This window comes from Anaerolineales bacterium, from assembly GCA_015075725.1.
Lineage (GTDB): Bacteria > Chloroflexota > Anaerolineae > Anaerolineales > Villigracilaceae > Villigracilis.
In genome coordinates, this window is sequence record JABTTV010000001.1 from 1,108,725 (window position 1) to 1,122,824 (window position 14,100).

11 protein-coding genes are annotated in these 14,100 nt (G+C 54.9%); 9 read left to right on the forward strand and 2 right to left on the reverse strand.

Annotation, left to right across the window (positions count from 1 at the left end):
• Positions 1–11: 11 nt before the first annotated feature.
• The 5 genes from HS100_05320 to HS100_05340 all read left to right on the forward strand — a co-directional run bounded on the left by HS100_05320 (position 12) and on the right by HS100_05340 (position 5,894).
• Complete coding sequence (locus HS100_05320) at positions 12–1,187, forward strand: ABC transporter permease (protein MBE7433315.1); 1,176 nt, start codon at positions 12–14, stop codon at positions 1,185–1,187.
• Positions 1,188–1,197: 10 nt separating this feature from the next.
• Positions 1,198–2,460 (forward strand): ABC transporter permease, encoded by a 1,263-nt coding sequence (locus tag HS100_05325; protein MBE7433316.1) that lies wholly within the window; start codon positions 1,198–1,200, stop codon positions 2,458–2,460.
• Positions 2,461–2,589: 129 nt separating this feature from the next.
• A complete protein-coding gene (locus HS100_05330) occupies positions 2,590–3,489 on the forward strand; it encodes a hypothetical protein (GenBank protein ID MBE7433317.1) in 900 nt (299 codons plus the stop codon).
• Positions 3,490–3,579: 90 nt separating this feature from the next.
• The gene (locus tag HS100_05335) at positions 3,580–4,530 is read left to right on the forward strand and encodes a hypothetical protein (GenBank protein ID MBE7433318.1); all 951 of its coding nucleotides are present in this window, start codon (positions 3,580–3,582) and stop codon (positions 4,528–4,530) included.
• 95 nt (positions 4,531–4,625) lie between these two features.
• Positions 4,626–5,894: a hypothetical protein gene (locus tag HS100_05340; GenBank protein ID MBE7433319.1), complete on the forward strand. Its 1,269-nt coding sequence runs from the start codon at positions 4,626–4,628 to the stop codon at positions 5,892–5,894.
• 56 nt (positions 5,895–5,950) lie between these two features.
• Here the strand turns inward: HS100_05340 and HS100_05345 are convergent, their stop codons facing one another.
• A complete protein-coding gene (locus HS100_05345; GenBank protein ID MBE7433320.1) occupies positions 5,951–6,532 on the reverse strand; it encodes a metalloregulator ArsR/SmtB family transcription factor in 582 nt (193 codons plus the stop codon).
• A 46-nt stretch (positions 6,533–6,578) separates the two neighbouring features.
• A complete protein-coding gene (locus HS100_05350) occupies positions 6,579–7,118 on the reverse strand; it encodes a DUF2087 domain-containing protein (GenBank protein ID MBE7433321.1) in 540 nt (179 codons plus the stop codon).
• Positions 7,119–7,459: 341 nt separating this feature from the next.
• On the opposite strand from HS100_05350, the gene HS100_05355 reads away from it, so the two are divergent.
• The 4 genes from HS100_05355 (at position 7,460) to HS100_05370 (ending at position 13,996) form a co-directional block, all read left to right on the forward strand.
• On the forward strand, positions 7,460–8,383 hold the full coding sequence (locus HS100_05355) for a branched-chain amino acid transaminase (GenBank protein MBE7433322.1): 924 nt from the start codon (positions 7,460–7,462) through the stop codon (positions 8,381–8,383).
• A 286-nt stretch (positions 8,384–8,669) separates the two neighbouring features.
• Positions 8,670–9,245, forward strand: a complete 576-nt coding sequence (locus tag HS100_05360; GenBank protein MBE7433323.1) for a hypothetical protein — start codon at positions 8,670–8,672, stop codon at positions 9,243–9,245.
• A 149-nt stretch (positions 9,246–9,394) separates the two neighbouring features.
• Entirely contained in the window at positions 9,395–11,869 is a 2,475-nt protein-coding gene (locus HS100_05365) for an AAA family ATPase (GenBank protein ID MBE7433324.1), read from the forward strand.
• 108 nt (positions 11,870–11,977) lie between these two features.
• Complete coding sequence (locus HS100_05370) at positions 11,978–13,996, forward strand: immune inhibitor A (protein ID MBE7433325.1); 2,019 nt, start codon at positions 11,978–11,980, stop codon at positions 13,994–13,996.
• Positions 13,997–14,100 lie beyond the last annotated feature (104 nt).

Sequence of the window (14,100 nt, forward strand, 5' to 3'; positions counted from 1 at the left end):
GAGTTGAATCTGTGAGTAATACAGCCGCTCCCGAAAAGAAAGAAAGAAAACGCAGTTCCTTTTGGCAGGAATTGTCGGTCCCTGCGCTTGCTGTACTGACGGGATTGATCCTCGGCGGGATTGTCATCCTTGTCAGCGGCGAGAATCCGATCCGCGCATACGGCGCCCTGTTCACCGGTTCCTTCGGCTCTCCCGCCAGATTCATCGATGGCTTTCAAGCGTACTTCTCCACCGGCGAGACCCGCCTGTTGTTGCGCGCTTTCTACCCCTTTACAGAAAGCCTTGTCACTGCCACACCGTACATTTTTGCCGGGCTTTCGGTGGCGATTGGCTTCCGTTGCGGGCTATTCAACATCGGCGCGGAAGGGCAGTTCTTCATCGGCGCGTTATGCTGCGCATTTGTCGGTTACAGCATTTCAGGTCTGCCCATGGTAATCCACCTGCCGCTTGCAATTCTCGGCGGAGCGCTGGGCGGCGCGATTTGGGGCATGGTGCCCGGCTACCTCAAAGCCCGTTTCGGCGCGCACGAAGTGGTCAACACCATCATGATGAACTGGATCGCCTTCAAGTTGAGCGACTGGCTGTTGAACGGACCGATGAAAGCTTCCGGCTTCAGGCCCGTCACCCCGAATGTAATGGCGACCGCCGAACTTCCACGCTTCTTCCCGGACCCGCTGCGCTTCAACCTCGGTTTCTTCATCGCCCTGCTAGTCGCGTATCTCGTCTATTGGTTCCTTTTCAAGACCACACTGGGATTTGAAATCCGGTCGGTGGGCGCAAATCCCGATGCCGCCAAATACGCGGGCATGAACATCGTGCGCAACTTTGTCCTGGTGATGGTCCTCTCGGGCGGGCTGGCCGGGTTGGCCGGCACAGCGCAGGTTCTCGGCGTGGATCACTGGGTCGGGCAGGGATTCTCAGCCGGGTACGGATTCGATGCGATTGCGATCGCCCTGCTCGGTAAAAGCCACCCGGCAGGGGTCGTTATGGCAGCGCTTTTGTTCGGATTTCTCCGCAGCGGCGCTACAAACATGCAATCCATTGCCCGAATTCCGATCGACATCATCTCTATCATTCAAGGCATGGTGATCATTTTCATTGCCGCTCCGGCCATCATTCGCTGGTTCTACCGCATCCGCGCAGTCAAGAGTGATGAGACTGTGCTCACCCGCGGCTGGGGCAGTTAACGAGGCATCCATGACAAACTCAACTCTTGAGATCAGTTCGGCGGCGGAAAAACGTCGTCGCATTTCCTTCGGCATTACATTGATTGTAGTCGGACTGGTCATTTACCTATTGTTCGGCTTGAACACCGTGCCTGGCACCATGACAACCTTTGGCTTGAACCTGCTCGGTTCGCAGGCCATGGAAGTTCCAGACCTGGTGGTGCCCGCGCTGCCTGCCATTTATTTCATGGCGGCGATCGCGGTCTTCGTAGGCGCTTATCAACTGGCGCGCGGCGTGCGTTCGAACGGTTTGCTGATCGGCATTCTGGCATTCACGTTCGTATTTGCATTCCTGATGTGGGCGGCGCAGGATAAATCCTTCAACCTGACCGGTATGTTACAAAGTTCGCTGGTGCGCGCCACGCCCATCGCCCTGGCGGCGCTATGCGGCGTGATCAGCGAGCGCTCGGCGGTCATCAACATCGGCATCGAAGGCATCATGCTCATGTCAGCATTGGTGGCGGTCGTCACCGCCACCGTATCAGGCAATCTATACGTCGGATTGGTTTCGGCCATCCTCATGGGAGGACTGGTTTCGGCCTTCCACGCCTTTCTCGTCATCCGCTTCAAGGTGGACCAGATCATCAGCGGCGTCGCCATCAATATCTTCGGCGCCGGCGCGACCTCTTTCATCAGTTCGCGCTTCATGGCGCACGCAACAGACACGTTGAACAATTCCGGCACATTCCCCATCATCGCCATTCCCGGGCTTTCGAAAATTCCCATATTGGGACCGGTGCTGTTCGAAAACAACCTGATCGTATATCTCACGATCATCCTTGTGATCATCATGCACATCATGCTGTTCTATACCCCCTGGGGGCTGCGCACGCGAGCCGTGGGAGAACATCCCAAAGCCGCAGACACACTGGGCGTGAACGTTTACCTCACGCGCTACGTCAATGTGACACTGGGAGGCATGATCGCGGGTCTCGGCGGCGCATATTTCACCATCGGTTCAGTCGGACGTTTCGACGAGATCCTGACGGCCGGCAAGGGCTTCATCGGTCTTGCCGCGATGATCTTCGGCAACTGGAATCCCATCGGCGCATACACATCGTCGCTCATTTTCGGCTTCGCGGATTCGTTGCAGGTCAAATTACAGATTCTGCGCGTGCCGATCCCCTCTGAGTTTTTGCTCATGGCTCCCTACATCGTGACCATGATCATCCTGACCGGCGTGGTCGGGCGTGCCATTCCACCCGCAGCAGACGGCCAGCCGTACGAGAAGTAAGCCCCTCACTCGGACCTTTAGCTTGATCCGCAAAACAGGAGTTTTACCAACTCCTGTTTTTATTTCGTGGGACAAGCCTGCAGACCTGCACTACTGCGGTAAAATATTTTCGTAAAAAGAGGAGAAGCAATGAAAAAGTTTACACGCATGTTTCATTTGTTCATCATCTGCGCCTTGTTTCTCGGCGCCTGCAACCTGCCTGCGGACGAGCCGGAAGGCGCTGAAGCAAGCAGCACCTTTGCCGCGCAAACCGTGGAAGCTCTTCTAAAAATAACCCCCACCGCCACATCCACCTTTGTTGTACCGCCCACAAACTCCCCGGTTCCCACAAACACAAATACACCCGTCCCCACCGCCACCCCGGTCTGTCCGCAGGGACAATTCGTTACCGATGTGACCATCCCCGACGGGACGATCATGAACCCGGGGCAAACCTTCACGAAGAAATGGCGCATCCGAAATACCGGGACATGCGCCTGGAGCGGCTATAGCATGGTCTTCGACAGCGGCGATTCCATGAGCGGACCCGCCTCACAGCCCATCGGCGTTATCAATCCGGGGCAGGAGATCGACCTGGAAGTGAATCTCACCGCCCCAACCACAGCCGGGAATTATCGCGGTTACTGGCGCATCGTTTCGAACAATAATGTGCTCGTGCCCATGCTCAATGGATATCAGGGCAGATCGTTTTATGTGGATATCAAAGTCCAGGCGCCTCCCACCGCCACAGCGACAAACACTTCCGTGCCTTTCACCGTCACGAATGTGACCGTCACCACCTCGGGCGCTTGCGGCGGATTTACCGCCACTGCCAATATCACCACCAACGGACCCGGCACCGTCACATACACATGGAAGTTCAGCGACGGCGCAACCGTGCCGAACGAAACCCTGAACTTCGCCGCCGCCGGGACTCAATCGCGCAGTTATACCTGGAGTGTGGGCGCAGCCGGAACGCATTGGATCGATATTCAAATCCTCAGCCCAATCAACCAGCAGTTCGGGCGGGCGCAAATCACCTGTCCGTAGAAAATAATAGTCCATTAATCCAGAGACGCCCGTGAAAGCGGGCGTCTCCATTTAACAGTATAATTTTACGAGCAACACGAAAGGAAGAAAATGTTCAAGAAAAAAATAAATATCCTGATCACACTGACCTTTATCATTTCACTGCTCATCACCGCATGCGGAAGCGATGCCGAAACACAGGCGCTCATCCAGACCTCCATCGCTCAAACCTTTACAGCGCAGGCTCCCACCGAAGCTCCCGTTACCCAAACCCCCACCGTTACTTCGATCCCCACCCAGACCCCATTCTCTCTCACACCGCTTCCTTCGCCGATCCCTTCGCCCACTTCGTTCACTCCCGCCGGGTCGAAAGCGCAATGCGCAAGCGCCAGCCTCGAAGATGAGACCGTAGTGGACGGCAAGATCTTCAAACCGGGGGTGGAATTCGTGAAAACCTGGTACATCAAAAACACCAGCCCCTGCACTTGGGATACCACCTACAAGATCATCTTCTGGTCCGGTGATATGCTCGGCGGCGGCTACGTCTATAACCTGCCGCGGGTCACACCTCCAGGGCAGACCGTGCCCATCGAACTGGTCCTGACCGCCCCAACCACGGCCGGAACCTATCGCTCCGAATGGAAACTTCAAACGCCTGATAATATCAACTTCGGTGTGGGCATCTACCAGGCGTCCTTCTATACCGAGATCGCCGTCTCCGCCGAGGAAAAGCCGGTGTACGACATCACCAGTGTCGTGCTGGAGATTGACCGCGAGCCCGATTATGGTTGCGCGCCCGCGAACATTGACTATTGGGCTGTGGTTACCATCACCAGCAATGGACCGATCAAGATTAGATATCAATACATCCATTCGGACGGCGGAAACTCCTCAGCGCAGTGGCTGGAATTCAAGGAAGCATCCAAGATAGTGCTGAAAGACCATCGCTGGAGGGTGGGTCGCGCCAACTCTCAGAACGACAATCGCTGGATGCAATTCCTTATCAAAGAACCTTTTTACCGGGAATATCAAAAGGTGGGGTTCGAATTCTTTTGCCCATAGCAGCAATAAAAAGAAGCCGGTTCGCCCGGCTTCTTTTTATTGGGAACTTCCCGGTCATGCGATTCGTCTTTATTGTTTGAAAGGAATGGAGAAGCATGCCTCGAAAATATTCACCCCTCCTGTTTTTGATCATCGTTTTGTTGATCGTCCAGCTTGCCTGCAACCTTCCATCGGATTCATCCACCCCGGATCCCTTCGCCACCCTAAACGGACTCTACACCGCTTCGGCTCAAACTCTCGCCGCGGCTGGCACGTCCACCCCGGGCCTCCCCTTGCCGACAGTGACCCTCGCAGGATCGCCCACAGCGACGAATCAGCCCGTGACGCTTGTGCCCGCTCCCGTGTCCCGGTGTGATGCGGCGCAATTCCTCGCGGACGTCACCTATCCCGATGGGAGCATCGTCCCGCGCAGCACTACTTTCGTCAAGATCTGGCGCATCCGCAACGTGGGCACCTGCACCTGGAACACATCCTATTCGATCATCTTTGCCAGCGGAGACAGCATGGGCGCGCCATCTTTTGTCCAAATGCCGGGCAGCGTCGCGCCGGGCCAGTACATCGAGATTCCCGTCACGCTGGTCTCGCCGAACACGGACGGCAAATATCGCGGCTATTGGAAATTGCGCAACGCATCGGGCGGTTTGTTCGGGATCGGCTCGGCGGCGGATACCGCCTTCTGGGTGGATATCCGCGTGACGGGTCCTTCGTTCGTCGCGTATAACTTTGCCGATAATTACTGCTCCGCCAATTGGGTGAGCGGCGCGGGCAATCTGCCGTGCCCGGGAACGAATGGCGACCCGAACGGATATATCATCCGCTTGAGCGCGCCAGTGATGGAAAATGGCGTCACGGAGGACGAACCCGGCTTGCTGATGGTTCCGCAGGACGTACGCAATGGGTATATCAGCGCGCAGTTCCCGTCGATCACCGTTCAGGCGGGCGACCGCTTCCGCACGATCGTCAACTGCCAGCGCAACGCTTCGAACTGCAATGTCATCTTCCGGCTCGATTATTTGAACAACGGCGTGATCAAGACCTTTGCCAGTTGGGCGGAGGTCTATGAAGGAAAATATTATCCGGTCGATCTCGATCTGAGCAGTCTCAAAGGCGAAACGCTGAAATTCATCCTGGTGGTCAGCGCGAACGGCGGCAATAACCAGGACTTTGCCATTTGGTTGAACCCGCACATCGTCCGGCAGGGAAATCCGCCCACGCCGACCAATACGCCCACCGCGACAACTACATTCACACCGACAATTACTTTCACGCCGACGATAACCTTCACCCCCACGCTGACTTTCACGCCCACCTTTACACCGACAGCGACCGCCACCGAAACGCCCACCATCACGCCGACGCCATAGGGAGTTGACAAACCAATAAAAAACCCGACCGTGAAAAGAATTTCACGGTCGGGTTTTCATTCATCACTTCGGCGAGATTCTTGCTCCTCCCTCCAATAATCCCCGCCGCCGCCTTCGCGCTTCATTAACTTGAATCCGACCAATTCGCGCCTCAGGGTGGCAGTGTCGTCATGATAGCCACCCAGGATTTCATTGACCTGCTTCTCGCTGTAGCGCCTGCCGACCTTGAAGGCTTTGACCACATAACGCAGTATCGCTTCCAGTTTCTTTCGTTGAGCCGGGATGGTCTTGAGACTGCCGTCTTTGCGCGTGTAATCGCTGATGACCTTGCGGTCGTAGGCATCCGTGTCCACGTCCGCGACGGAGGCGGTCATTTTTTCCTGCGAGAACAGGCTGCGAGATCTTTCCTCCAGCGTTTTTTGGTCGAGCTGATACATGTTGTAATAGCTTTCGGTTCTGGCATGCACCAGCCCAACCTTCGAGAGCTTCGAGAGGTGATGCGACACTGTGGATGCTTTCAAATCGAGGAGCGCGGCAAGTTCCTCCACGCTGTAGGGTTTTTGGGCAAGCAAACCGACGATCTTGAGGCGGTTCGCATCCGAAAGGACTTTGAAGAAGGCTACAAGTTCTTCACTCATTGTTCTTTACCACAAAGGAAGCAAAGGGTCACAAAGGTCTTGTCCATCATGCCTTCACCCGCCAGTATCGCGATCCGTCGCTCTCGCGCGCCAGCATCTTTGCATCGACCAGGTCGCGGCGCAGACCGGCGGTATCTTCGTTGAATCGTTTGATGACGGTGTTGACTTCACGCTCGGTGTAGGTTCTATCGAATTCAAAATATTGAATCAGATAATCCAGAACAGGACCGATCTTCTTCTGTTCCGGCACCTGGCGGATCGTGCCGTCTGCGTTCAGAAAGTCGCGCAGGATCTTTTTCGAAAACTCATCCAGGTCCTCTGACGGCGTAAATTTTTTCACTTCTCCGGCCAGTTTTTCTTTTCCAAGCGTGGCGAGTTTATCGTTGTCCAATGTGAAAACGCCGTCGGTCTGGGTGACAACGCCGACATATTCGAGGAATCCCAGGTGGGTGAGCGAGTCCTTTGGGGAAAGGTTCAGGCGGTCAGCTATTTCCTTGCGGGTGGCAGTTCCCTGCGATAGCAATCCGACGATCCGCAGACGGACCGGGTCGGACAGGGCTTTGACGTAATCGAGCATTTCGTTCATGGTTCACTTCCGTAGATTTATTTCGATGCTTATCGAATTAGATTTTAGAACCGAATCCTGGGTTTGTCAAGGGATGATCGCGCCTCATTTTTTGGATCCCCCGTCGCTGATGGATGCAATCTGATCCACCCGCGCCTCCACTAAGATGAGATGGCATGTTGCGCGGCTGATCGGCTGCGGCCGGGAGGAGGCCTGGATAAACGAGGCAGGCCGGGGCGGAGTCTGAGGCGCGGAATGGTTCTCATTGGAAAGACGAAGCGATGAAATCCCGTCAGGGTTATATACATTACCAGATACCTGCTTGCGGGTATAATCCTTTTAATCAATTCAGCATAGAGGAGGTGCACGTGGATCTTTCGAAGCACGCGTTCTTCGAGGGTAAGACTGTCCCTTTGAGCGAGGCAAGGATCAACATTGCCACGCATGGATTCTTATATGGCACCGCCGTCTTCGGCGGGGTGCGCGGTTACTGGAACGAAGAGAAGAAACGTCTCTTCGTTTTTCGTCCCTATGATCATTTCCGCCGTTTATTGAATTCGGGGCGGATGATGGCGATGAGTATTCCGTACGATGAGGAAAGCCTGATTCAATTAACCGTTGACCTTTTGCGTACGGACAACTGGCGGCAGGATATTTACATGCGCCCCACGATCTACAAGGCGGATATGGGCATCGGCGTGAGATTGCACGAGTTAAAGGATGAGTTCTGCATGTTCGTGATGGCGTACGAGCCGTACGTCAAGAACGATACGAACGCGCATGTGACCGTGTCTTCATGGCGGCGGATCGACGATAACGTCATCCCGGCGCGCGGCAAGGTGGCCGGGGCATACGCCAACTCGGCATTGATCAAAACGGATGCGAACCGCGCGGGTTTCGATGAGGCGCTTGTACTGGACCAGCACGGACATATCTCTGAAGGGTCGGCGATGAATGTTTTCATGGTGCGCGATGGCGTCCTTGTCACCCCGCCTGTCACGGATAATATCCTTGAAGGCATCACCCGCCGTTCGATCATCGAGCTTGCTAAGAAAGAAATCGGTTTGGATGTGGTCGAACGCTCGATCGACCGCACCGAAGTCTTCATCGCGGATGAGATGTTCATGACCGGAACAGCCGCGCAGGTGGTGGCTGTGACAAAGGTGGACCACCGCCCGGTGGGGAACGGTTCGATGGGACCGGTGACAACGAAGCTGAGGATGATGTTTGATGACGTGGTGCGGGGAAAGAACACGAAATATTCGAGTTGGAATGTGGAGGTATAGGTTCTCATCCGCCTGAATTCCAACATTCCCCCTAAAGAGGGATTTAGAACTCAAATCAGACACAGATGAACACAGATAAAAGAGATTTGGGCGACTAAGAGAAAGCTGTTCATCAAGAAAATCAGTGTTCTTCTGTGTTTATCTGTAATTTCCGGTGACTTTTATAACAATCTCTTACGCCGGATCGATCATTTTGTGGGATGTTTATGGGACAGTCGTTGATTTATGTGTTCTGCTACAATCCGCCCACGTAAAAAATCCACTTCTCTGGTCAAGGTGAAACGTCATGCCGCGCAATACCCTTTATTTCGTACTTTTGCTAGCCTCTCTTTCCTGCGGCCTGCCAGCCATTGCCGCCGGAACATTCACAGCGACGCCAGCGATCTCCCCCGAACCGTTGGAGACCTTCACGCCCATTTTTACCACCACGCCGACTTATGTTCATCTTGTCTACCTCCTTGCCGGGACGTGGAAGGGAGTGTATGAGAATGTCAACGGAGAGCGGCTCGATGTTGTTCTCGAAGTTTTTGAGGATAGGTTTGCCGGCACAAATCAGTTTCCCGGCACCATTTTGTTTTATAGAGAGGGAGGCGAGGGAAAAGCGTGGTTTGCTGTCTATCCCACTCTTGAAAAAAACACCATCTATTTTGAAATAGAAGCTTACCTGCCCATGTGGAATGACGGACTGCCGCTGGAATCTGACGGCGCATATTATTACTTTACACACAATGGCGGCGATACGATTACCGGCAATGCGGCGGTGCAATGTTATCAATGTTCTCCTTATGCGACAATTCGGTTGACTCGAATTGGTTCAGAGCGCGGGCTGATCGAACAGATTGTCTCCACGCCGACGCCATAAACGACTGCTGTCCTTGAATTCCAACACTCCTCTTACGCCGCGTTGACAGTTCGCCGACGCGGCGTTTGTTATAATGCCCCTAGTCAGTAAAGACCCCAAAGGTCTCGAGGACCTTTGGGGTCTTTTTTCAGAAAGAGGAAATTCTTATGATGCGATTTGACCGATTTACAGAGAGAGCGCAGGAAGCTGCCCAGCGCGCGGCGGAGATCATCCAGCGCTATGGTCACAACCAAATCGATACCGAACACATCCTCCTTGCATTGATCGAACAGCCCGGAGGGGTGATTCCACAAATTTTGGAAAAAATGAGCGTCAGCGCCCAGGCGTTGACCGAACGACTCGATGCCACCCTGCGCGCCAGCCCGAAGGCGAATATTTTCGGCGGCGGCGCAGGGCAGATCTTCATCACGCCGCGCGTCAAACGGATCATCGACCTTGCCAACGAAGAAGCCAACCGCTTGAAGGATGAATACATTTCCACCGAGCATATCTTTTTGGCGATTCTTACCGAGCGCAATACACCCGCGGCGCGCATTTTGGAATCCGCTGGTTTGACGCGCGACCGTGTGTATGACGCGATTCAGGATCTGCGCGGCGGTCAACGCGTGACCGATCCGCAGGCGGAAACGAAGTATCGCACGCTCGAAAAATATTCGCGCGACTTAACGCAACTCGCGCGCGAAGGCAAACTCGACCCGGTCATTGGGCGCGATAACGAGATCTTGCGCTTGATCCAGATATTGTCCCGCCGCACGAAGAACAACCCGGTCCTCATCGGCGAAGCGGGCGTTGGTAAAACAGCCATCGCTGAAGGATTGGCGCAAAAGATCGCCAGCAACGATGTGCCGGAGATCCTCTCAGGCAAGAGGGTGGTCGCGCTCGACCTGGGTGCGATGATCGCCGGGTCCAGATTCAGAGGCGAGTTCGAGGAGAGACTCAAAGCCGTGATGGAGGAAGTCCAACGCGCGAAGGGCGACATCATATTGATGATCGACGAATTGCACACGGTCGTCGGCGCGGGAGCCGCGCAGGGCGCGATGGATGCGTCCAATATGCTCAAACCCGCGCTTGCCCGCGGAGAACTTCAATGCATCGGCGCGACGACTTTGGACGAGTATCACAAACACATTGAAAAGGATGCCGCGCTCGAGCGCCGCTTCGCGCCCATTTATGTGGATGAGCCGAGCGTTGACGATACCATCAAAATGCTGCTTGGCTTGCGGGACCGTTACGAAGCGCATCACAAAGTGCGCTTCTCGGATGAGGCATTATCTGCCGCCGCCCATTTGGCGGATCGCTACGTCACAGACCGCCACCTCCCCGATAAAGCCATCGACCTGATGGACGAAGCCGCCGCGAAACTGCGCGTGGCTTTGTATTCCATGCCGCCCGATCTCAAGGCGATGAAAACCGAGATCGAAAAACTGCAAGCCGAAGAGGAACAAGCCGGTTTGAACCGCGATTACGAACGCGCCGCGCAAAAGAAAGCCGAGCGTCTGCGGCTCGAACAGGAATATCACGAAAAACGAGACCAGTGGGAAGCCGAGCATCATCTCGATGAAGTAGTGGATGTGAACGATATTGCCGCGGTCGTGCATCAGTGGACGGGCATTCCCGTGACGCAAATGCTCGAGACGGAATCGGAAAAACTCCTGCACATGGAGGCGCGTTTGCACGAGCGCATCATCGGCCAGGAAGAAGCCATCCACGCCATTTCCGATGCGATCCGCCGCGCGCGTTCCGGTCTGAAGGACCCGGCGCGTCCCATTGGCTCGTTCATCTTCATCGGTCCCTCCGGCGTGGGCAAGACCGAATTGGCAAAGGCGCTTGCCTGGTTCATGTTCGACGATGAAGATGCAATGGTGCGCATCGATATGTCCGAGTATCGCGAACAGCATACGGTGAGTCGACTCTTTGGCGCGCCTCCGGGATACGTCGGCTACGAGGAAGGCGGTCAACTGACGGAAGCTGTCCGCCGCAGGCCGTACCGCGTGCTGCTCTTCGACGAGATAGAGAAGGCTCACCCGGAAGTTTGGAATGCCCTGCTGCAAATCCTTGACGATGGGCGCATGACCGACGGCCAGGGCAACGTGGTGGACTTCCGCAACACGGTTCTCATCATGACCTCTAACCTGGGCACCGAGTATGTGAGAAGAGGCGGCACCCTAGGCTTCCTTCCGCAAAAATCGGACGACGCAGAACGCGACGCCCACGACAAGATCGACAAGGCGCTCAAAGCCGCGTTCCGTCCCGAGTTCCTCAACCGTATCGATGAGATCATCATGTTCTCGCCGCTCTCGCTCGAGCAAATGGAACAGATCGTCATCCTGCAAATGAAGGAAGTGCAGGATCGGCTCAACGAACACAACATCACCGTGCAGTTGACTGATGCCGCGCGCTCGTGGCTTGCAAAGGAAGGTTATGATCCCGCCTTTGGTGCGCGTCCTTTGCGCAGGGCGATCCAGAAGCACGTCGAGAGTCCGCTCTCGGTGGAATTGCTCAGCGGCAAGTTCAAGGACGGCGCTGAAGTGGTCGTGGATGTGGATTCGAAACAGAACAAAATCATCTTCAGTTCCACGACCGGCGTCAAAAAGAAGAAATCCAAACAGGAAGTGGAAGCATAGGCAAAGGTGCCCCGGTGGAAACTGGGGCACCTTTTTTACATGAATTTCCTCATCCATTTTTCAGCGGGCTGGGGTACCATCGGGCATTCTCTCGTAAAAGGAACCTTCATGAACAATTCGGAAAATAATTCCTCAAGCTCGACGATCGGCATCTTTGTGGGAGTCGTCCTCTTATTGGGTTGTTTCTGCCTGCTACTTTTGGGAGTTGGCGGATATGCGTTTTACACCCTGAGCGGCTTCACCCCTTCGCAGGATTCTCCCGTATTTGCCGATCCATTCAATCCGGATGTGCCGCAGGATGAAGGAGAGATTATCCGGCCGCCGGTCGAGTCAATCTCCAATGAAACGCTGGAAACACTGGAGAGCACCATTGTCCCTGAGAATGATCCGCGCGTGCTGGCATGCCGGTTGGATGGCAAATGCAACGTACCCGAAGTGATTGCTGAATCCGCCGTGCCGCGCGCATTGGGCGACAAGAAGAATTTCTGGGTTCACGATCTGGATTCGAATGAAAACAATGAAGTACAAGCCACTCTGCGCTATATCACCCCGCATGTATATTTTTGGGTGCAGGACGGCGTGGATGTGGACGAGGATGAAGTCAAGGCATTGGTGGAAGCGTTCGAAAACGAGATCTACCCGACAAACCGCGAGTTCTTCGGCAGTGAATGGTCACCGGGCATTGACGGCGATGAGCACATTTACATTTTATATTCGCGCGGATTGGGCTTCTCGGTTGCGGGATATTTTTCCACTTCGGATTCCACGCACCCATTGATACAGGAATATTCGAACGCGCATGAGATGTTCCTCTTCAATGCCGATAACACCCCGCTGGGCGGTGATTATGCCTACGCGGTGCTGGCGCATGAGTTCCAACACATGATCCACTGGAACAACGACCTGAACGAAACTTCCTGGCTCAACGAAGGCTCTTCGGAACTGGCGGTCCTGCTCAACGGTTATGACACCGGCGGCTTCGATATGCTTTACATTGCCGACCCCGACCTGCAATTGAACGACTGGCCCAACGACCAGGACGCCACGTCGCCGCATTACGGGGCGGGTTTCCTGTTCATGACCTATTTCCTCGACCGCTTCGGCGAAGAGGCAACTCAACTGCTTGTCAAAGACCCCGCCAACGGGTTGGACAGCGTGGAGGATGTCCTTGAAGAGGTCGGCGCAACCGATCCTTTGACGGGTCAGCCCATCACCGCCGATGATTTTTTCATGGATTGGGTTGTAACCAACTTCGTGCTTGATCCTTCCATCGGTGATGGACGTTACATCTACACCAATTATCCCGACGCGCTGCGCGCCTCGGCGACCGAGACGATATTCAACTGCCCACAGGAGCCCTTCACCCGTACCGTTCACCAATATGGCGCGGATTACATTGCCTTCGAATGCGCCGGGAATTTTACGATCCACTTCACCGGCTCCACCGTGACCGGGTTATTGCCCGCTGACCCCTATTCGGGGGACTACGCCTTTTGGTCGAACAAGGGCGATGAATCGGACATGACCCTGACTCGCGAGTTCGATTTCACGGATGCGAGCAGACCCATCGAGTTGTCCTTCCGCACCTGGTACGACATCGAGACCGATTGGGATTATGTCTACGTGGAAGTTTCTGAAAACGGCGAGACCTGGGAAATCCTCACCACACCCTCCGGCACGGGCACCGACCCGAGCGGAAATTCCTACGGCTGGGGATATACTGGCGTGTCGGGCGATTGGATCGAGGAAACGGTCGATCTTTCGGATTATGCAGGCAAAAAGGTTTTGATCCGATTCGAATATGTCACCGATGCGGCGGTCAATGGAGAAGGTTTCATGGTGGATGATGTCCGGGTGGAGGCGGCAGGCTACAGTTCCGATTTCGAGGCGGACGACGGCGGCTGGGCCGCTGAAGGCTTTGTGCGAATTCAAAACGTCCTGCCCCAGACCTTCAGATTGGCGTTGATCCATTCGGGCGACTCCAGCGTGACGATGATTCCCGTGAATCCCGACCAGACGGCGGAGATCCCGGTCTCGCTGAATTCTGGCGAGACGGCCTATCTGGTCGTTTCCGGCACGACCCGGTTCACACGCGAACTTGCCAATTACCAGATAGAAATACGATAAGGATGCAACAGGTCGGACCTACAATCCGACCTGTTTTTTTTATCAATTATTCTTGCAAAATTGCAATTTTCCCCTCAAACAACCTGCCGTATAATTTTACAACT